The organism is Methylobacterium ajmalii, assembly GCF_016613415.1.
GTDB classification, from domain to species: Bacteria; Pseudomonadota; Alphaproteobacteria; order Rhizobiales; family Beijerinckiaceae; genus Methylobacterium; species Methylobacterium ajmalii.
Window position 1 is genome coordinate 60,339 of sequence record NZ_JACWCT010000036.1, and the last position, 18,673, is coordinate 79,011.

The 18,673-nt window shown below is 71.3% G+C and carries 18 protein-coding genes; 12 read left to right on the forward strand and 6 right to left on the reverse strand.

From position 1 onward, the window contains the following. Window positions 1–29 precede the first annotated feature (29 nt). On the forward strand, window positions 30–1,034 hold the full coding sequence (locus HPY23_RS06785) for an ABC transporter substrate-binding protein (protein ID WP_091883047.1): 1,005 nt from the start codon (window positions 30–32) through the stop codon (window positions 1,032–1,034). A gap of 207 nt (window positions 1,035–1,241) precedes the next feature. Here the strand turns inward: HPY23_RS06785 and HPY23_RS06790 are convergent, their stop codons facing one another. Both HPY23_RS06790 and HPY23_RS06795 read right to left on the reverse strand, forming a co-directional pair. Continuing rightward, window positions 1,242–1,805, reverse strand: coding sequence for a hypothetical protein (locus HPY23_RS06790; protein WP_139234889.1), 564 nt, complete (start codon window positions 1,803–1,805; stop codon window positions 1,242–1,244). 645 nt (window positions 1,806–2,450) lie between these two features. Beyond that, the gene (locus HPY23_RS06795; protein WP_060845380.1) at window positions 2,451–3,077 is read right to left on the reverse strand and encodes a cupin domain-containing protein; all 627 of its coding nucleotides are present in this window, start codon (window positions 3,075–3,077) and stop codon (window positions 2,451–2,453) included. Between the two features lie 105 nt (window positions 3,078–3,182). On the opposite strand from HPY23_RS06795, the gene HPY23_RS06800 reads away from it, so the two are divergent. From HPY23_RS06800 to HPY23_RS06820, 5 genes are all read left to right on the forward strand, one after another. Next, window positions 3,183–3,956, forward strand: coding sequence for an ABC transporter substrate-binding protein (locus HPY23_RS06800; RefSeq protein WP_060845379.1), 774 nt, complete (start codon window positions 3,183–3,185; stop codon window positions 3,954–3,956). Between the two features lie 16 nt (window positions 3,957–3,972). Beyond that, window positions 3,973–4,626 (forward strand): amino acid ABC transporter permease, encoded by a 654-nt coding sequence (locus tag HPY23_RS06805; RefSeq protein ID WP_060845378.1) that lies wholly within the window; start codon window positions 3,973–3,975, stop codon window positions 4,624–4,626. Then, entirely contained in the window at window positions 4,623–5,354 is a 732-nt protein-coding gene (locus HPY23_RS06810; RefSeq protein ID WP_060845377.1) for an amino acid ABC transporter ATP-binding protein, read from the forward strand. The genes HPY23_RS06805 and HPY23_RS06810 overlap by 4 nt, the downstream gene beginning before the upstream one ends. 14 nt (window positions 5,355–5,368) lie before the next feature. Then, on the forward strand, window positions 5,369–6,655 hold the full coding sequence (locus tag HPY23_RS06815; protein WP_091883044.1) for an NAD(P)/FAD-dependent oxidoreductase: 1,287 nt from the start codon (window positions 5,369–5,371) through the stop codon (window positions 6,653–6,655). A 154-nt stretch (window positions 6,656–6,809) separates the two neighbouring features. After that, the gene (locus tag HPY23_RS06820; protein WP_244537502.1) at window positions 6,810–9,551 is read left to right on the forward strand and encodes a bifunctional diguanylate cyclase/phosphodiesterase; all 2,742 of its coding nucleotides are present in this window, start codon (window positions 6,810–6,812) and stop codon (window positions 9,549–9,551) included. Between the two features lie 9 nt (window positions 9,552–9,560). Here HPY23_RS06820 and HPY23_RS06825 read toward each other — a convergent pair whose 3' ends face one another. Further along, window positions 9,561–10,805 (reverse strand): amidase, encoded by a 1,245-nt coding sequence (locus tag HPY23_RS06825; protein WP_060845374.1) that lies wholly within the window; start codon window positions 10,803–10,805, stop codon window positions 9,561–9,563. Window positions 10,806–11,102: 297 nt separating this feature from the next. On the opposite strand from HPY23_RS06825, the gene lptB reads away from it, so the two are divergent. The 5 genes from lptB to HPY23_RS06850 all read left to right on the forward strand — a co-directional run bounded on the left by lptB (window position 11,103) and on the right by HPY23_RS06850 (window position 15,444). Continuing rightward, the gene (lptB, locus tag HPY23_RS06830) at window positions 11,103–11,924 is read left to right on the forward strand and encodes an LPS export ABC transporter ATP-binding protein (protein ID WP_175539875.1); all 822 of its coding nucleotides are present in this window, start codon (window positions 11,103–11,105) and stop codon (window positions 11,922–11,924) included. A gap of 303 nt (window positions 11,925–12,227) precedes the next feature. Further along, a complete protein-coding gene (rpoN, locus tag HPY23_RS06835) occupies window positions 12,228–13,808 on the forward strand; it encodes an RNA polymerase factor sigma-54 (protein ID WP_091883038.1) in 1,581 nt (526 codons plus the stop codon). A 140-nt stretch (window positions 13,809–13,948) separates the two neighbouring features. Further along, entirely contained in the window at window positions 13,949–14,560 is a 612-nt protein-coding gene (hpf, locus tag HPY23_RS06840) for a ribosome hibernation-promoting factor, HPF/YfiA family (RefSeq protein ID WP_060845371.1), read from the forward strand. Window positions 14,561–14,650: 90 nt separating this feature from the next. Beyond that, the gene (gene ptsN, locus HPY23_RS06845) at window positions 14,651–15,115 is read left to right on the forward strand and encodes a PTS IIA-like nitrogen regulatory protein PtsN (protein WP_048451812.1); all 465 of its coding nucleotides are present in this window, start codon (window positions 14,651–14,653) and stop codon (window positions 15,113–15,115) included. An 11-nt stretch (window positions 15,116–15,126) separates the two neighbouring features. Continuing rightward, window positions 15,127–15,444, forward strand: coding sequence for a hypothetical protein (locus HPY23_RS06850; protein ID WP_060845370.1), 318 nt, complete (start codon window positions 15,127–15,129; stop codon window positions 15,442–15,444). Between the two features lie 128 nt (window positions 15,445–15,572). On the opposite strand, the gene HPY23_RS06855 is transcribed toward HPY23_RS06850, so the two are convergent. The 3 genes from HPY23_RS06855 to ftsE form a co-directional block, all read right to left on the reverse strand. Then, window positions 15,573–16,322, reverse strand: a complete 750-nt coding sequence (locus HPY23_RS06855; RefSeq protein ID WP_167543868.1) for a YdcF family protein — start codon at window positions 16,320–16,322, stop codon at window positions 15,573–15,575. A gap of 239 nt (window positions 16,323–16,561) precedes the next feature. Beyond that, complete coding sequence (locus tag HPY23_RS06860; RefSeq protein WP_060845369.1) at window positions 16,562–17,521, reverse strand: cell division protein FtsX; 960 nt, start codon at window positions 17,519–17,521, stop codon at window positions 16,562–16,564. Window positions 17,522–17,539: 18 nt separating this feature from the next. Beyond that, window positions 17,540–18,259: a cell division ATP-binding protein FtsE gene (gene ftsE, locus HPY23_RS06865; RefSeq protein WP_060845368.1), complete on the reverse strand. Its 720-nt coding sequence runs from the start codon at window positions 18,257–18,259 to the stop codon at window positions 17,540–17,542. Window positions 18,260–18,417: 158 nt separating this feature from the next. Between ftsE and HPY23_RS06870 the strand changes: the two genes are divergently transcribed. Next, window positions 18,418–18,673: zinc-ribbon domain-containing protein (locus HPY23_RS06870; protein WP_200649582.1), on the forward strand; the 256-nt coding region annotated here is incomplete at its 3' end.

An 18,673-nucleotide genomic window follows, 5' to 3' on the forward strand; every position in this document is an offset into this window, starting at 1 on the left:
AGAGACCGGAAAACGGGAGGACACCACCCATGCAACGCCGCAGCTTCCTCGCCGGCGCCGCCGCCCTGGCGCTCGCGCCCGCCGCCCCCGCCCGGGCCGACACCGTGAAGGTGCGCATCGGCGTCGGCGGCAAGCCGCTGCTCTACTACCTGCCGCTGACGATCGCCGAGCGGAAGGGCTACTTCAAGGAGGAGGGCGTCGAGGCCGAGATCAACGATTTCGGCGGCGGCGCCCGCTCGCTCCAGGCGCTGATCGGCGGCTCGGTCGACGTGGTGACGGGGGCCTACGAGCACACGATCCGCATGCAGGCGAAGGGCCAGGACGTTCGCGCCGTGTGCGAGCTCGGCCGCTACCCCGCCATCGTGATCGGGGTGCGCAAGGACCTCGCCGGCACGGTGAAGTCGGCCGCCGACCTCAAGGGCCGCAAGATCGGCGTGACGGCGCCGGGCTCCTCGACCTCGCTCACCGCCCAGTACGCGATGATCAAGGCCGGGCTGAAGGCCACCGACGCGGCCCTGATCGGGGTCGGGGGCGGCGCCGGCGCGATCGCGGCGATGAAGAAGGGCGAGATCGACGCGATCTCCCACCTCGACCCGGTGATCGCCAAGCTCGAGGCCGACGGCGACATCACGGTCCTCATCGACACCCGCACCGAGGCCGGCACCCGCGCCCTGTTCGGCGGACCGAACCCGGCCGCGGTGGTCTACACCAAGCAGGACTGGATCGAGCACCACCCCGCCGCGACCCAAAAGGTCGTCAACGCCTTCGCCAAGGCGCTGAAGTGGATCGTCGCCGCCTCGCCCGAGGAGATCGCCGACACGGTGCCGCCGGCCTACCATTTCGGCGACAAGCCGCTCTACGTGCAGGCGGTGAAGAACTCGCTCGAGAGCTATTCCCGCACCGGCATCCCGACCCAGGAGGGCATGGCGAGCGTGCTGGAACTGGTGCGCACCCTCGACCCCGACCTGCAGGGCGCCAAGATCGACCTCGCCACCACCGTCGAGGACCGGTTCGTCAAGCGGGCGATGGGCTGAACCGAGGGTGTCGGCTGGAGCGCACGAGGGGCGGCCGTCGACCCCGTATGGGCTTTCGGGCCGCTCCTCGCCGCGATGGGCCCGTGCCGGACGCGATTCGCCCGGCAGGGTTTTGCTCTCGGCGTCCGAAGCCTGACGGAACGGCGTCCGATCGTCACGCGATCGGACGCCGTTCCCGCTTCATGACTGTGCCGCACCGGCCGGCGACTAGCCGGCATCCGCGTGGCCGGGCGACGTTCCGGCCGACACACCGGCGCCGGGTGCCACGACCGCCTGTTTCGGATCTCCCAGGCCGAACGCCGTCCGGTACACTGTGGGCACGAGGTTCGGAGCCGACAGGACCTTGTCGAGACGCCAAACGACGCGGCCGCCATCCGGAACCTGGACGTCGACGAAGGAAGAGATTCGAGGATTGGGGATGATCGGCACGCCGTTCGCACTGAAGACATAAAATTGCCAGACGACATAACTCGGGTTTTCGACCAGTGACTCGGACAGAAAATATTCGCCGCGCGGATACTTCAGACCACTGGTCGGACTTGCAAAGCTGTCAGTATAGTTTGCAAAAAATGCGCTGACACTCGGTTTTGCATTGGCGCCCGCAGGCGCAGCGGTAGAACTAACTATATATTTGAAATTGTCGGATGGAAGATTTGGAAGCCTGGAATTTTTGACGGCGTAATCGAGAACATCTTTTACTGTTTGTTTACCTCTATCGGGAATGTCAGACCGATTGTAGAAAATGCCGACGATACGGAGAGAAATCGACATAGATCGCTCCTCTATATGTATGATTTCTAACACTATCCATATTCTGGATGCAACGAAGATAGTTAAAATATAAAATTGGTCAAGTCAATCTGCTGATATTAATTTCGAACTAGCACATTTTTAGCATCATATATTTATTGCTCACAATGAAATTTTTTGGAAAGCAGATTTTTGATTTTGGCAAAATCAATCAATATTGCTTGCCTTCGTACGTTTCCATCGAGGCGATCGCGAGTGTGCCGGGTGGTTCGTCACCCTCGTCCTCGCGTCGGGGATCCGGGCTCGTTCGCACCGCTCGACCATCTCGGAACAGACCGACATTCGAAATGCTGTCCTTGCTGCGTGCCGGACAAGTCGATCGCCAGAACACACGATCGTCTTCTTCCGGTCGCCAGCTATGACCCTACGGACCTTCTCTTCGTACCAGGGACCGCCGCGGGGGCGTAGAATGACGAGGGAGATATCAGGATTGTCGATCCGATCAAAAATATCCCGATATTGCGCAAACAACCATCATCATGCAAATATAAATAGCTATTTATAAATATAAATGCGGAAAAATCTCACCAAACGGTCGTCCGCCCTGGGAGCAACGAACAGAAGGCACCCGAGCCGCGTTGCGCCGCACGGATCCGCTCGAAAGCCTCACGCCCCCGCCCGCGGCACGGCGTTGACCCACAGCACCGCGGCCGGCCGGTCGGGGTGCGGGTTGCGGTAGCGGTGCGGGCGCCGGCTGGCGAAGCGGAAGCTGTCGCCGGCTTGGAGCTCCACCGTCGTGCCCTCGACCGTCAGGACGAGGGCGCCTTCCAGCACCAGCCCGGCCTCCTCGCCGTCATGGACCAGGGGCTCGTCCCCGGTGCCGGCGAGCGGCGCGAGCTGCATCAGGAAAAGGCTGAGCGCCCCGTCGCCCTGCGTCAGCAGCTGCTTGGTGATGCCGGCGCGCCAGAGGGTGAGGGCCGCCCGCTCCCCGGCCCGGGTGACGAACCCCTCGGCCCCGCCCGCGCCGGGTCCGTCGAACAGGGCGCCGAGGCCGACGCCGAGGAGGTCGGCGACGCCGGTCAGCACCCGCAGCGAGGGCGAGGACAGGCCCCGCTCGACCTGGCTGAGGTAGCCGATCGACAGCCCGGTCGCCGCCGCCACCGCCTTCAGCGACAGGTTGCGGGCCTGCCGCAGCGCGCGCAGCCGCTGCCCGACCGCGAGGTCGGCCGCGATCGGCCCGGCTGCCTGCCGGGCACCTTGCCCATTCCGTGGTCCGGCCGTCGCCTGTTTCATGTGCGTGAAATCGGATTGCGTGATGCAGCGAATTATGCCCTGATGTTCATGTCAATGAAATTTCGCGGCGGCATCATAAAGCCGCCCGGCACGGGAGCGGGGACGATGAAGCGTCTGATGATGGCCGCGGGCGCGGCCCTGGTGCTCGCGGGGGCCCTGTCCCGGCCGGCCCTGGCTCAGGAGACCGTCCGGGTCGGCTCGACGCCGACCGGCGTGCCCTTCACCTTCCTCGACACCAAGACCAATACCATCCAGGGCGTGATGGTGGACGTGATCACGGCGATCGGGAAGGAAGCCGGCTTCTCGGTGCAGATCGAGCCGTTCCAGTTCTCGACGCTGATCGCGGCGCTGACGGCCAAGAAGATCGACGTCATCTCGGCGGCGATGTTCATCACCCCGCCGCGCCAGGAGGTGATCGCGTTCTCGGCTCCCGTCTACACCTACGGCGAAGGGCTGGTGGTGCCGAAGGCCGACACCAAGGCCTACACGGCGTTCGCCGACCTCAAGGGCGAGACCGTGGGCGCCCAGGTCGGCACCGCCTTCGTCGACGCTCTGAAGAAATCGGGCCAGTTCGGCGAGGTGAAGGTCTACGACACCTTCCCGGACATGCTGCGGGACGTGAATGCCGGCCGGGTCAAGGCGATCTTCGCCGACGCGCCGATCGCCGCCTACAACCTCAAGAGCGGCAACTTCCCCAACGCCCACCTCGTCGCGTCCTACAAGCCGGTGGTCGTCGGCTCGGTCGGCATCGGCCTGCGCAAGGACGACAAGGCCCTGCTCGCCAAGATCGACGCGGGGCTGTCCAAGATCAAGGAGAACGGCGAGCTCGCGCGTATCCTGGAGAAGTGGGGCCTGCAGCCCTCCGTGAACCCGTCCTGAGCGGACGCGCGATCCCATGGACGGCTTCCTGTCCGACGCCCGCGAGTTCCTGCCGATCCTGCTCCAGGGCGTCTGGCTGACGATCCTGATCACGGCGGGCTCGCTCGTGGTCTCGACCGCGCTCGGCCTCGTCTGGGCGATGATGCGGGTCTCGGGCGTGCGCGCCCTCTCGTTCTTCGCCGCGACCTTCATCAACGTGATCCGGGGCATCCCGATCATCGTGCAGCTGTTCTACATCTACTTCGTGCTGCCGGATTACGGGCTGTCGTTCTCGGCGGTGCAGGCGGCGGTGCTGGGCCTCGGCCTCGCCTACTCGGCCTACCAGGCCGAGAACTTCCGCGCCGCGATCGAGGCGATCGACAAGGGCCAGGTCGAGGCGGCCCAGACCATCGGCATGGGCTGGGGGCTGACCATGCGGCGGGTGCTGCTGCCGCAGGCCCTCCGCACCGCGCTGCCGCCCTACGGCAACGTGATGATCATGATGCTGAAGGATTCGTCCCAGGCCTCGACCATCACGGTCGCCGAGCTGGCGCTGCAGGGCAAGCTCGTCGCCTCGGCGACCTTCAAGAACACCAGCGTCTTCTCGCTGGTCGCCCTGATGTATCTGACCCTGAGCCTGCCCCTGATCCTGATCGTGCGCCACTTCGAGAAGCAGGCCCGCCGGCGATGATCGTGCTCGACGACGTCCGCAAGTCCTTCGGGGCGCTGCCCGTCCTCAAGGGCATCACCGCGCGGGTCGACCGGGGCGAGGTGGTCTGCGTCATCGGCCCCTCGGGCTCGGGCAAGTCGACGGTCTTGCGCTGCATCAACGGGCTCGAATCCTACGACGGCGGGACGATCACCGTGAACGGCCAGAGGGTCGACCGTTCCGACCGCTCGATCCGGGCCGTGCGGGTCCAGGTCTCGATGGTGTTCCAGCGCTTCAACCTGTTTCCGCACCGCACAGCGCTCGAGAACGTCGTCGAGGGGCCGATCTACGTGAAGGGCGAGCCCCGCCGGGAGGCGACCGAGCGCGGCCGGGCGCTGCTCGCCCGCGTCGGGCTCGCCGGCAAGGAGGACGCCCACCCGCCCCAGCTGTCGGGCGGGCAGCAGCAGCGGGTCGCCATCGCCCGGGCTCTCGCCATGCGGCCCGACGCGATCCTGTTCGACGAGCCGACCTCGGCCCTCGACCCCGAGCTCGTCGGCGACGTGCTCGGCACGATGCGCGGGCTCGCCGAGGAAGGCATGACCATGGTGGTCGTCACCCACGAGATGGGCTTTGCCCGCGAGGTCGCCGACCGGGTGCTCTTTCTCGACGGCGGGGTGATCGTCGAGGAGGGCGCCGCCCGCGAGGTGCTGGGGCGCCCGCAGCAGCCCCGCACCCAGGACTTTTTGCGGCGCGTGCTGAACCCGTTGTGACGAGGCGTTCCCCGATGACCGAGCCCTTCCCCCTCGGACCCGCCCTCTGGGCCGCCACCGCCCCTCCCCCGCCAGCGACCGCGCCGCTGACGGAATCCGGCCGGGCCGACGTGGTTGTGATCGGCGGCGGGTTCTGCGGCCTGTCGACGGCGCTCCACCTCGCCGAGGCCGGGTTGAAGCCGGTGCTGCTGGAAGCCCGCGAGATCGGCTTCGGCGGCTCGGGCCGCAACGGCGGCCAGGTGATCCCGGGCCTCAAGCACGATCCCGACGAGCTGGTGGCGATGTTCGGGCCTGAGCGCGGCGAGCGCCTCGCCGCCTTCGGGGCCGGCACGGCGGATGCGGTGTTCGACCTCATCGACCGGCACCGGATGGACGTGCCGCGGACCCGCACCGGCTGGATCCAGGGCGCGCACACCGACGAGGGCCTGGCGCAGGCCGAGCGCCGGGCCGAGCAATGGGCGCGGCGCGGGGCGCCGACCCGCCTCCTCGACAAGGCGGAGGCCGACCGGCTGATCGGTTCCGAGCGCTATCGCGGCGGCTGGCTCGACGGGCGCGGCGGCGCGGTGCAGCCTCTCGCCTATGCCCGCGGCCTCGCGAAGGCGGCGCTCGCGGCGGGCGCCGTCCTCCACACCGACACGCCGGTCGCCGGCCTGTCGCGCCGGGGGACGACCTGGACGGTGCGGACGGGCCGCGGCCCGAGCTTGACCACCGAGCGGGTGGTGCTGTGCACCAACGGCTATTCGGGCGACCTGTGGCCGAGGCTCCGGCAGACCATCATCGCCGCCAACTCGTTCCAGGTCGCTACGGTCCCGCTCTCCGACAACCTGCGCCGCACGGTGCTGCCCGAGGGCCAGGTCTCCTCCGACACCCGCAAGCTGCTGCTCTATTTCCGCCTCGACCATACCGGGCGGCTGCTGCTTGGCGGGCGCGGGCCGTTCCGCGAGCCGCGCGGGGCGGCGGACTGGGCGCATCTGGAGCGGATCGTCCCGAAACTGTTCCCGCAGCTCGCCGGGATCGACTTCGACCATCGCTGGTGCGGGCGGGTCGCGGTGACCCGGGACTACCTGCCCCACCTGCACGCGCCCGAGCCCGGCCTCCTCATCGACATCGGCTGCCAGGGCCGCGGCGTCGGCCTCCAGACCCGGATGGGCCAGGCGATCGCGCGGTTCGTCGCCCGGGACGATGCCGACGCGCTCCCGGTGGCCCCGAGCCCGATCACGCCCCTGCCGCTGCACGGGCTGCACCGGCTCTACGCCGCGGCGGTGGTGGCTTGGTACCGGCTGCAGGACGGAGGGTTGTAGCGGGGCTCTCCGCGGAAGGTGGTCCGCCGGGCGAGCCAGCGTCACCGGGCACGCGTGAAACCTGCGGATGGCCGCACGCGATTTCACGCCTTCTTAAACCTCGGGCAGGCACAGAGAATCCATCTCCTGCGACCATGTCGACCGGATGAGACGCGTGGGCCCGACGACCGACATGATGCCGCCGGCCCCGGCCCTGCGCGGACGCTCCTTCCGGATGGTGGCCGCGTCCGCCGGCCTGCTGGCGGCGATCATCGCCGTCGGCTCCGGGCTGCTCGTGCGCGACCTCCACGACCAGGCGGTGGCCGACACCGAGCGCAACCTCACCGGGCTCTCCACCATCCTTGCCGACCAGGCCGAGCGGTCGCTGCAGGCGATCGAGCTGGTGCAGGAGACCGTGATCGGCGAGTTCAAGGCCGCCGGGGTCTCCCGCCCGGAGGACTACGTCGCCCAGGCCAAGCGGCCGGCCCTGCACGAGGCGCTGCGGACGCGCATCGCCGCCCTGCCGCAGGCGAACGCCGTCACGGTGATCGCCCGCGACGGCACCCTCCTGAACTTCAGCCGCTACTGGCCGATCCCGGCGATCAACATCGCCGACCGGGACTATTTCCGGATGCTGGCCGACGATCCGGAGCGCGACCGCGCGATCAGCCGTCCGTTCCAGAATCGCGGCGACGGCGCCTGGACGATCTACATCGCCCGCAAGGTGCGCGCCCCGGACGGCGCGTTCCTCGGCCTCGTGCTCGGCGCCGTCGAGCTCGGCTACCTCGAGCGGCTCTACGCGGCGATCGTGCCGGCCAGCGACTACGTGATCTCGCTCTTCCGCGACGACGGCACCCTCCTGGTGCGCCATCCCCAGCGGGACGGCAGCGTCGGCCGGACCTTCCTGAACGCCGCCGCCCTGCGCATCGCGCTCACCACCCCGGCCGGCGGCGTGCTCCGCACCGTCAGCCCGATCGACGGGCACGACCGCATCGCCGCGACGCGGCCGCTGGCGCGCTACCCGCTGATCCTGAGCGTCAGCCGGACCACGGAAGCGGGGCTCGCGGCCTGGCGCCAGCAGGCCTGGCTCATCGGAGCGGGCGCCCTGGTGCTCGATCTCGGCCTCGCCGGGATGGTGCTGCTCGGCCTGCGGCAGGCGCGGGCCCAGGCGCGCCTCACCGAATCGGAGGCCGCCCGGGCGGCGGCCGAGGCGCGCGAGCGCGGCGAGCAGGAGCTGAACGCCCAGCAGGCCCAGTTCCGCATCGCCCTCGACCACATGACCCAGGGCCTGTGCCTGTTCGACCGCGACGACCGGCTGATCGTGATGAACGCGCGCTACGCGCAGATGCACGCCGTGCCAAACGCCCTGCGCCGGCGCGGCACGCCGGTGGCCGCCCTGCTCGAGCATCTGGGCAGGGATGGCGGGCCGGCGAACGCGCTGGTGACGGCCTGCAGCCGCACCGCCGGCGGCGCGCCCGCGGCGATCGCGGCGGGCGTCTCCGCGAGCCATACATGCGACCTGCCCGACGGGCGGGCGATCGCGATCGTCCACGTGGCGGTTCCCGGCGGCGGCTGGCTCGGCACCCACGAGGACGTGACCGAGCAGCGCCGGGCCGAGCAGCGCATCGCCCACATGGCCGGCCACGACGCCCTGACCGGGCTGCCGAACCGCGCCCGGATGCAGGAGCGCGTGGACGCGGCGCTGGCCGGGCGGGCCGCGGACGAGGCGGTGAGCGTGCTCTGCCTCGATCTCGACGGGTTCAAGGACGTCAACGACACCTACGGTCACGCGGTCGGCGACGAGCTGCTGCGCCAGGTGGGCCTGCGCCTGAAGGAGGCCGTCGGCGTCACGGCCCTGGTCGGGCGCCTGGGCGGCGACGAATTCGCGGTGATGCGCTGCGCCCCCTCGCACCCGGCCGGGATCGCGGCGCTCGCCGAGCGGATCGTGCGGCTCCTGCGGGTGCCGTTCGAGGTCCAGGGCCACGAGGTCGGCATCGGCACCTCGATCGGCATCGCGACGACGGAGACCGGCGAGGTCACCACCGCCGAGCTGCAGCGCCGGGCCGACGTGGCACTCTACCAGGTCAAGGCCTCGGGGCGGAACGGCTGGCGCTTCTTCGACCCGGCGATGGACGCCGACCTGCAGCGGCGCCGCCAGCTCGGTGCCGACCTGCGCAGCGCGCTGACCGAGGGCCAGCTCGATCTCCACTACCAGCCGATCGTCGCCGCCGACGGGGCCCTGCGCGCCTTCGAGGCCCTGCTGCGCTGGCGCCACCCGCGCGAGGGCTTCGTCAGCCCGGGCGAGTTCATCCCGATCGCCGAGGCGACCGGCCAGATCCGCCGGCTCGGCGCCTGGGCGCTGGCCCGGGCCTGCGCCGACGCCGCCGCCTGGCCGCCCGACCTCAAGGTGGCGGTGAACCTGTCCCCGGTGCAGTTCGTCGGCGACGCCCTCGTCGAGGAGGTGGCGCAGGCCCTCGCGGCGAGCGGCCTGCCGGCCGAGCGGCTCGAGCTCGAGATCACCGAATCGGTGCTGCTGCAGGACGACGCCGCGACGCTCGCCATCCTGCACCGCCTGCGGGCGCTCGGGGTCAGCACCGCGATGGACGATTTCGGCACCGGCTACTCGTCCCTGAGCTACCTGCGCCGCTTCCCCTTCGACAAGATCAAGATCGACCAGTCCTTCGTGCGCAACCTCGGCCACGAGGCGGGCAGCAGCGAGATCGTGCGGGCCGCGGTCGGCCTCGGCAAGACCTTCGGGATGATCGTGCTGGCCGAGGGCGTCGAGACCGAGGAGCAGGCCGCGATCCTGCGCGAGGCGGGCTGCGACGAGCTGCAGGGCTACCTGTTCGGTCGGCCATGTCCGGTGGCGGAGCTGCGCGGGAGCGGGCCCGCGGGCCCGGGCCGGGCGGCGGCCTGAACGCGGGTCCTAGTCCCGCAGCGCCCGCTCGATCAGCCCCGCCGCGGCGAGCGCCCGGCCGTCGTCGCCGAACCGGGTGATCACCTGCACGCCGACCGGCAGGCCGGCGGACGTGCGGTCGACCGGCAGGGTGACGCAGGGCACGCCCATCAGGGTCCAGAGGCGGTTGAAGCGCGAATCCCCGGTCTGGTCGAGGCCGGCCGGCGCCGCGCCGGGCGCGGCATAGGTCAGGATCGCGTCGAGGCCGTCCTCGGAGAAGACCTCCTTCAGGCCGCGCCGCGCGTGGTGGGCGGTGCGCCGCGCCGCGTCGTAGGCCGCGGTCTCGATCCCTTGCGCGGCGTCGAGGGCGGCCCGCAGGCGCGGCGGCAGGGCATCGCGGTGCGTGGCGTATTCCCAGGCGAGGCTCTGGCGCACCTCGTAGTCCTGGATGGCGGCGTGGGCCGCGAAGGCCTCGCCGAACCGGGCCGGCAGGGCGTAGTCGCGAACCCTCGCGCCGGCCCGCTCGGCGGCGCGGGCGGCCCGGGCGAGGGCGGCCTCCGCCTCCGGGTCGGGGGCGGCGCAGAAATCCTGGCGCACGATCCCGATGCGCAAGGCCCCGGCATCGGCGTGGGCGGCGATGGCCGGCCGGTCGGCGAGGAGCGCGAGGGCGTGGGCGGCGTCCGGCACGCTCGCGGCGAAGAGGCCCAGCGTGTCGAGGGCCCAGGAATAGCACTTCACCCCGACCGTCGGCAGCAGCCGGAACGACGGCTTGACCCCGACGACGCCGCAGAACGCCGCCGGGCGGATGATCGAGCCGCCGGTCTGGGTGCCGAGCGCCAGCGGCAGCATCCCGGCCGCCACCGCGGCGGCGGACCCCGCCGAGGAGCCGCCCGGGGTGTGCCCGGGGTGATGCGGGTTGCGCGTCGCGGTCGGGTCGAGGAACGCGAAGGGCGTGGTGGTGGTCTTGGCGAGCGGCACCGCGCCGAGGCTTTTGAGCCGTGCCACCACGGGCGCGTCGGCGCGCGGCCGCCAGCCCGCGTAGATCGGCGAGCCCATGGCGGTCGGCAGGTCGGCGGTGTCGATGATGTCCTTGATCCCGACCGCGATTCCCGCGAGCGGCCCCGTCGTCGGGATGGCGGGCGCGGGATCGACGCAGACCAGGGCGCCGATCTCCGGCTCGCGGGCCGCGATCGCCTCGCGCACGAGGCCGACCGCCCCCTCGGGGGTGAGCCGGCCGGAATCGATTCGGGCGCAGAGGTCGAGGAGCGAGAGCATCGGGCCGTCCGGGCGGGAGGAGTCGTGTGAACGATCTTGTAAGCGCATTGTGGCGGTGTGTCCCAGAACACGGGGCAAGGGCCGGCAGGGGGCGGCGGACCGTCGGGCGCGTTGCGGCCGGGGCCCGGCTTCGGCTAAACCGGCGCCGTTCCTCCGCCGCACGGCCGCCTGGGGCGGATCGGGCCGACGTGGCGGGGCGCCGACAGCCGGTCTTCTTCGCCGGCATCCTTCGCGAGAGAGCCCGTGACCTTTCCCTCCGCCCTGCCCCTGCAAGCCCAGACGGTTCCGACCCAGGCGATGCCGACCGTCTCGCGCCTCGGGCGCCTGTTCGGCCGCGGGCGAAAGGTGGAGGCCGTGGCGGCGGAGCCGGACGGCGCCTCCGCGACTTTCGGCGGGCCCGGCATCCTGGCGGTGGCCGGCCTCAAGAAGAGCTACGGCGCCCGCACCGTGGTGCACGATGCCGGCCTGACCGTGCGCAACGGCGAGGCGGTGGGCCTGCTCGGCCCCAACGGCGCCGGCAAGACCACGATCTTCTACATGATCACCGGCCTCGTCTCGGCCGATCGCGGCACGATCAGCCTCGACGGGCACGAGATCACCCGGCTGCCGATGTACCAGCGCGCCCGGCTCGGCATCGGCTACCTGCCGCAGGAGGCCTCGATCTTCCGCGGCCTCAACGTCGAGGACAACATCCGGGCGGTGCTCGAGGTGGTGGAGCCCGACCGCAAGACCCGCGAGCGCAAGCTCGATTCGCTGCTGGAAGAGTTCAACATCACCCGCCTGCGCAAGTCGCCCTCGATCGCGCTCTCGGGCGGCGAGCGGCGGCGCTGCGAGATCGCCCGGGCGCTCGCCTCCTCGCCGTCGTTCATGCTGCTCGACGAGCCCTTCGCGGGCATCGACCCGATCGCGGTCGGCGACATCCAGGAACTGGTGATGCACCTCAAGGGCCGCGGCATCGGCGTGCTCATCACCGACCACAACGTGCGCGAGACGCTCGGCCTGATCGACCGGGCCTACATCGTCCATTCGGGTCGCATCCTCACCGAGGGCACGCCCGAGGAGATCGTCGCCGACGAGGACGTGCGGCGGCTCTACCTGGGCGAGGATTTCCGCCTGTAGGCGGCGCCCGCCCCGGTCCATCCCACGTCGGGCGTCGCGGTCCGGCTCCGGTGCCCCCCTGCGCGAGGTCGGCCGCGTCCATTCGGCCGGCGTCCCGTGGGCTCGCGACGACCACCCCGTCGCGACGAGCCCTGCTCCACTGGCGTCCGCCCCCCGTGGCCTCTTCGCGGAAGGTCCTGAAAGGTTCCGCCACGTCCGCTTTGACGCGTGCCACGCTTCGGTTTAAAGCTACATTCAGAGACATGAAGCAAGAGTCGTGCCGACCCTGGCCGAAACCGGGGCGTCGCATGTCGGGGCTGGCTGATGGGTTTGCTGCAACGGCTCGAGATGCGCCAGGGCCAGGCCCTGGTGATGACGCCGCAACTCCTGCAGGCGATCAAGCTTCTGCAACTCTCCCACCTCGACCTCGCCGCCTACGTCGATGCCGAGCTCGAGCGTAATCCGCTGCTGGAGCGGGCCGAGGCCGAGGCGCCCGAGATCGGCGATGCCCGGGGCGAGGGCCACGGCGAGGCCGCGGAGGCCGGCCGGGACGGGGGCGACGGCGACGGCTTCGACGCGGATTTCGGCGGCGACGGCGCGGCCGAGCCCTGGCTCTCCCACGACCTCAACCCGAGCCGCAGCGAGATCGAGGGCGATCTCGGCACCCGCCTCGACAACGTGTTTCCCGACGAGGGCCCGGTCGGCCGCGAGGCGCCGGTCGGCTCCGAGGGACTGTCGCTGACCCCCGCCCCCTGGGGCAATGCCGGCGGCAGCTTCGACGGCGACGCGCCGGATTTCGAGGCGACGCTGACGAGCGAATCCTCGCTGCACGAGCATCTCTCGGCCCAGCTCGACCTCGCCACCCGCGATCCCGTCGAGCGCCTGGTCGGCGGCTTCCTGGTCGACGCCATCGACGAGGCCGGGTACCTGCGCGAGGACCTGCCCGGGCTCGCCGAGAGACTCGGCGTCGCCATGCCGGTCGTCGAGCGGGTGCTGGCCCTCGTCCAGGGCTTCGACCCGTCCGGCGTCGGCGCCCGCGACCTCGCCGAGTGCCTGGCGATCCAGCTGCGCGAGCAGGACCGGTTCGACCCGGCGATGCAGGCCCTGGTCTCGCGCCTCGACCTCGTCGCCAAGCGCGACCTCGCGTCCCTGCGCCGCCTGTGCGGGGTCGACGACGAGGACCTCGCCGACATGCTCTCCGAGCTGCGCCGCCTCGATCCCAAGCCCGGCCGCGCCTTCGGGGCCGGCCCGGTCGAGGTGCTGGTGCCGGACGTGTTCGTGCGCGCGGCCCCCGACGGTTCCTGGCTGGTCGAGCTCAACAGCGAGGCCCTGCCGCGGGTGCTGGTCAACCAGAGCTACTACGCCACCGTCACCCGCGGCCCGCAGACCGACACCGACAAGGCCTTCCTGTCGGAATGCCTGCAGACCGCCAACTGGCTCACCCGCAGCCTGGAGCAGCGCGCCCGCACCATCCTGAAGGTGGCGAGCGAGATCGTGCGCCAGCAGGACGGGTTCTTCGTCAACGGCGTCGCCCACCTGCGCCCGCTCAACCTGAAGACCGTCGCCGACGCGATCGGGATGCACGAATCCACCGTCTCGCGGGTGACCTCGAACAAGTCGATCGGCACCAGCCGCGGCACCTTCGAGATGAAGTACTTCTTCACCGCGGCGATCCCCGGGGCGGCGGGCGCGGCGGCCCATTCCTCGGAGGCCGTGCGCCACCGCATCAAGCAGCTCATCGACGGCGAGGCCAACGACGTCCTGTCGGACGACGCCCTGGTGCAGCGCCTGCGCGGCGAGGGCGTCGACATCGCCCGCCGGACGGTCGCCAAGTACCGGGAATCGCTGCGCATCCCCTCCTCGATCGAGCGCCGGCGCGAGCGCGCCGCGATGCCGGCGCGGTGAGGCGGGGGCCGGCCCGGCCTTCGAGCTGAGCCGGCTTCGTTGACTTCGCGTCCGCGCGTTCCTAGCTCTTGAAACGCTGGCCCCGTGCCGGAGACGTCCCCGGGACGCGGGCCGACGAACGACGAGACCGGAGGGAGCCAATGGCAGCGTTGCGCGTGTCGGGTCGTGGCGTGGACTTGGGGGAAGCCCTGAGGACACGGGTGGAGGAGCGGATCTCCGCGGCCCTCGCCAAGTACTTCGACGGTGCCTACCACGGCCATGTGACGGTCGCGCGGGACGGGGCGGCCTACCGCACCGATTGCGTGCTGCATCTGCCCTCGGGCATCACCCTGGAAGCGTCCGGCACCGCCCACGACGCCCATGCGAGCTTCGACCAGACCGCCGAGCGGATCGAGAAGCGCCTCCGCCGCTACAAGCACCGCCTCAAGGCCCATCCCAACGGCCACGCCAAGGAAGTCGGCCTCGACGGCGGCCTGCCGGGGAGCCTGCCGGGCCGCGAGGCCGTGATGGAGGCGGCCTATTCGGTGTTCGAGGCGCCGGAGGAGGATACCGGCGAGCACCCGCCGATCATCGCCGAGAGCACCCGCACCCTGCACCGGCGCACGGTGAGCGAGGCGGTGGTGGAACTCGACCTCACCGGTGTCCCCGTCCTCGTCTTCGTTCACGCTGGCACCGAGCGGGTCAACGTCGTATATCGTCGGGGCGACGGCGCGATCGGGTGGATCGATCCGCCGGAACGCGGCACTCCGTAAGCGGGCTCGAACGCCCTCTCCCGGAAGGCCTCCGGTCCTGGAACAAGTGCGGGGCGCCGACGCGTCCCCGCCGATGAGGCAGCGGTTTCGATGCCATTGCTGGAATTCCTGAAGCCGGAGGCGGTCCTCCCGGCGCTGCGGGCGCAGGGGAAGAAGCAGGTTCTGCAGGAGCTGGCCGCCCAGGCGGCCCGCCACCTGCCGGGCCTGGACGAGCGCGAGATCTTCGAGACGCTCCTGCAGCGCGAACGCCTGGGCTCGACCGGCATCGGCGAGGGCGTGGCGATCCCGCACGGCAAGCTGCCGGGGCTCGACACGCTGTTCGGCCTGATGGCCCGCCTCGAGCGCCCGGTCGACTTCGAGGCGCTCGACGGCCAGCCGGTCGACATCGCCTTCCTGCTGCTCGCTCCCGAGGGCGCCGGCGCCGACCACCTGAAGGCGCTCGCCCGGGTCGCCCGGGTGCTGCGCGAGCCCGGCATCATCGACCGCATCCGTGCGGCCCGCGATGCCGACGCGCTCTACGCGCTCCTGACCCAATCCCCCGCCCAGGCGGCGTGACCGGCGTGACGATGCGGACCTCCCTTCTCGCGGCGGCGTGCCTTCTCGCCGCGGCCGCCCCGGCGCGCGCCGTCGACGGCACCTGCGCCCGCGACCTCCTGGTGGCGCAATCCTCGCAGAAGACCGCGATCGAGCGCCTGGAGATGCTCGGCGACAGCGACGCCGACCGCTGCCGCGGCTGGCGCCAGCACGTCGACACGATGCGCCGCGCCGCCACCGTCTACGGCCGCTGCCTGTCGGGCGGCGAGCGCAGCGAGCGCCTGGCCCAGGTCCAGGGCTCGGAGAAGGAATTCTCCGAGATGCTGCGCACGCGCTGCAAGGGACGCTGAGCAAGGGGCGCTGAGCAGGCGGTGCTGGGGCGGTTCACCCCGCCCCGTCGCGCCGAAGATCTCGGGCAAAACGCCGTTTTCCGCTCCTCCGCCCCGCGGGACGGGAGCCTGCGCGCCGTGGTGGCGCGTCACCGCACCAGCGGCTCGGCCACCACCTTCACCGGATGGCCCCGGCTGACCAGCACCGCCGCGCTCGAATGCTCGGGGTCGGTCTCGAACCGGGTGCGGACCCAGGCGACCAGGAACTTCGCGTATTCGGAGGCGAGCAGCCGCGCCGAGGCCGGGTGGCGCCACCACTGGTCGGGGTCGATCCCTTCCGAGACGACGGGATGGGGCACGACCCGGTGCCCGCCCTCGAGGGCGTGGTCGAGCTCCACCAGAGTGCGGGGCATGTGATAGTTCGAGGTGACCACCGCGACGCTCTGGAACCCGTTCTCGCGCATCCAGCGCCGGATCTCGATGGCGTTGCCGATGGTGTTGCGGGCCCGGTAGTCGAGGTCGACGCAGCAGGCGATCAGGTGCTGCTGGCCCGGGTTGAGCCGGGCGATCTCCTCGCGGCTTGTGCGCTCGTTGACCCCGGTGATCAGCAGGCGCCGTCCGTAGCCGCCGGCCAGCAGGTCCATCGCATCCTCGATGCGCTGGGCCCCGCCGGTGAGCGCCACGATGCCGTCGGAGGGGCCGAGCGGCAGCCGCTCCGAGCGGGCGAGGCCGGCCACGAAGGCGAGGAAACCGAGGCCGAGGGCGAGGCCGCCGGCGAGGCCGAAACCCGCGGCCCCGAGGGCGAGGCGGCGGCGCAGGCTCCGCCGGGGCGGGGGCGGTCCCTCGGATCCGCCGCCCGACCAGGACCAGCCCACCACGTCGCCGGTTCGCGTCGTCATTCCACGCTGCATCCGCGAGGTCATCTCACCCCTGTCGAGCATAGTGCCGATTGCGGCGGCCCGGAGGCAACCGCGCCGGAGGCCGATTCGTTCACTCCGACCGCGCGTTCCTGTGAAGAGCGGGCAAGCCGACGGGTCCGGCCACCGGAGATCGGGCCACGGTAGCGAGGATCCCTGGCGCCGGGCTGTCCTCGGATCCGCCTCGTACGGTTTCCGGAAGGGATCTCCCGGAACCCGCCTCAGTCGAGGAAGCGCCGCACGGTGAGGCGCGAGACGACCGCGGTGACGACCGAGGCGATGACGCCGATCAGCACCACGCTGGCATAGCCGCGCCAGCCGATGGCGAAGCCGCCGAACAGGGCCTCGATCTCGTCGCCGGCAGGTCCCGCGCGCCAGACCCGGGCGAGCGCGCCGCCGGCCCCGATCACGGCGAGCGCCGCCGCCGCCCCGATCGCCCCGCCGCGCAGGCCCAGACGGAAGAAGCGGCGTTGGAACTCGCGGGCGATGAAGTCGGCGTCGGCGCCGACGAAGTGCAGCACCTCCACCACCTCGCGATTGCCCGCCATGGCGCCGCGGGTCGCGAAGGTGACGGCGAGTCCGGTGGCGACGAGCACCAGCCCGACGATGGCGACGCCGACGCCGACCACGGTGTTGGCCATGGTCGAGAGGCGAGAGAGCCAGAGCGCGTGGTCGTCGAGGCTTGCCACCCCGGGCAGGGCGTCGGCCAGGCGCCGGCGCAAGTCGCCGAGGTCGGGCGTGCCGGAGCCCAGCCGCACCGTGATCAGGCGGGGCACCGGCAGGTCGCCGAGATCGAGGCCGCTGCCGAGCCAGGGCTCGAGCAGGCGCTCCGATTCCGTCTTGGTGAAGGGCCGCGTCGCCGCGATGCCGGGCGTCGCCGAGGCGAGCGCCGCCGCCTTGGCGACGTCGGCGTCGGTGTCGCGGCCCGGGCCCGGGCGGACCTGGATCGTCACCTCCTGGGCCACCGAGCCCTGCCACTGCGCGGCGCTCGTGGCGACGATCTCGGCGCCCCCGGCGCAGAGGGCGGCGAGGAAGGTCAGGATCGCGATCACCGCGGCCAGCGCGCGGCCGGCGCTGGTGTCGGTCGGCACCAGCGGGGCGTTGCGGCGCAGCGTCGGCGGCAGGTCGGCGGCGGGCGCCGCGCGCCGCGGGGCCCGCTCCAGGGTGGCTCCCTCAGACATGATGCGTCTCCCCGCGGCTCATCCCTCGATCCGCAGGCGGTTGTTGCCCAGGATGAACCGGCGCGCGTCGACGAGGTCCATCAGGGCGAAGTCGTGGGTGGCGATCAGCACCGAGGTGCCGAGGCGGTTGAGTTCGACGAACAGGCGCAGCAGGCGCCGGCCGAGCTGGGGATCGACGTTGCCGGTCGGCTCGTCGGCGAGCAGCAATTCGGGCCGGGCGATCAGCGCCCGGGCGATCGCCGCGCGCTGCTTCTCCCCGCCCGACAGGAGCGGGGGCAGGACGTGCATGCGCTCGCCGAGACCCACCCAGCGCAGGAGCTCCACCACCTCGGCCCGGTAGCTCGTCTCGGCCCGGCCCTGGACGCGCAAGGGCAGGGCGACGTTCTCGTAGGTGGTGAGATGGTCGAGCAGGCGGAAATCCTGGAAGACCACGCCCATGCGCCGGCGCAGGGACGTGAGAGCCCCGCTCGAGATGCCGCTCACCTCCTCGCCGAACACCGAGACGAGGCCGCGGCTCGGCCGCGCCGAGAGCAGGATCAGGCGCAGCAGCGTCGTCTTACCGGCGCCCGACGGGCCGGTGAGGAACTGGAACGAGTGCGGCGCGATGGTGAAGCTGATGTCGCTCAGGACCTCGGGGCCGACCCCGTAGCGCATCCCCACGTTCTCGAACCGGACCACCGGCTCGTCCATTCCGCCGAGCAGGCTGTTGCCGGTGCCCCTGTCGGTTCTCGCGTCCATCCGGTCTCCATCAAGGGTCCGAGGCCTCGGTATGAAGGCCCTTCGGCGGCCCGGTTACGCCTCGCGGGTCTCCCGCGGCCCGGCCGCTTTACCATGCATTAAGGCTGAGGCGGGAGGAGTCGTGATCCGGCCTCGGTGCCGCGCCCGACTGATTCGCCATGCTGATCGTCTGCCCCGCCTGCGCAAGCGAATATACGCTCGATGCCGACAAGATCGGCCCGGCCGGCCGCACCGTGCGCTGCGCGGCCTGCCGCGAGCCGTGGTTCGTGGCGGCCCCCGCCGCCGAGCCGACGCTCTCGCCCCCCGGCGAGGCGGTGTTCACCGCCGCGGCGGCGTCCGGCCCGTCCGAGGACAAGGCCGGGAACCGCAGCGCGCGAAGGCGGGAGCCGGCGGAGGGCGCCCGCTCCGGCCGGA

Coding starts and splice junctions, on each gene's coding strand:
- ftsE (WP_060845368.1), bottom strand. CDS start 18,259: ATGGACGCGAGAACCGACAGGGGCACCGGCAACAGCCTGCTCGGCGGA.
- HPY23_RS06810 (WP_060845377.1), top strand. CDS start 4,623: ATGATCGTGCTCGACGACGTCCGCAAGTCCTTCGGGGCGCTGCCCGTC.
- HPY23_RS06850 (WP_060845370.1), top strand. CDS start 15,127: ATGCGGACCTCCCTTCTCGCGGCGGCGTGCCTTCTCGCCGCGGCCGCC.
- rpoN (WP_091883038.1), top strand. CDS start 12,228: ATGGGTTTGCTGCAACGGCTCGAGATGCGCCAGGGCCAGGCCCTGGTG.
- hpf (WP_060845371.1), top strand. CDS start 13,949: ATGGCAGCGTTGCGCGTGTCGGGTCGTGGCGTGGACTTGGGGGAAGCC.
- HPY23_RS06795 (WP_060845380.1), bottom strand. CDS start 3,077: ATGAAACAGGCGACGGCCGGACCACGGAATGGGCAAGGTGCCCGGCAG.
- HPY23_RS06855 (WP_167543868.1), bottom strand. CDS start 16,322: ATGACGACGCGAACCGGCGACGTGGTGGGCTGGTCCTGGTCGGGCGGC.
- HPY23_RS06860 (WP_060845369.1), bottom strand. CDS start 17,521: ATGTCTGAGGGAGCCACCCTGGAGCGGGCCCCGCGGCGCGCGGCGCCC.
- HPY23_RS06805 (WP_060845378.1), top strand. CDS start 3,973: ATGGACGGCTTCCTGTCCGACGCCCGCGAGTTCCTGCCGATCCTGCTC.
- lptB (WP_175539875.1), top strand. CDS start 11,103: ATGCCGACCGTCTCGCGCCTCGGGCGCCTGTTCGGCCGCGGGCGAAAG.
- HPY23_RS06790 (WP_139234889.1), bottom strand. CDS start 1,805: ATGTCGATTTCTCTCCGTATCGTCGGCATTTTCTACAATCGGTCTGAC.
- HPY23_RS06800 (WP_060845379.1), top strand. CDS start 3,183: ATGAAGCGTCTGATGATGGCCGCGGGCGCGGCCCTGGTGCTCGCGGGG.
- HPY23_RS06825 (WP_060845374.1), bottom strand. CDS start 10,805: ATGCTCTCGCTCCTCGACCTCTGCGCCCGAATCGATTCCGGCCGGCTC.
- HPY23_RS06815 (WP_091883044.1), top strand. CDS start 5,369: ATGACCGAGCCCTTCCCCCTCGGACCCGCCCTCTGGGCCGCCACCGCC.
- HPY23_RS06785 (WP_091883047.1), top strand. CDS start 30: ATGCAACGCCGCAGCTTCCTCGCCGGCGCCGCCGCCCTGGCGCTCGCG.
- ptsN (WP_048451812.1), top strand. CDS start 14,651: ATGCCATTGCTGGAATTCCTGAAGCCGGAGGCGGTCCTCCCGGCGCTG.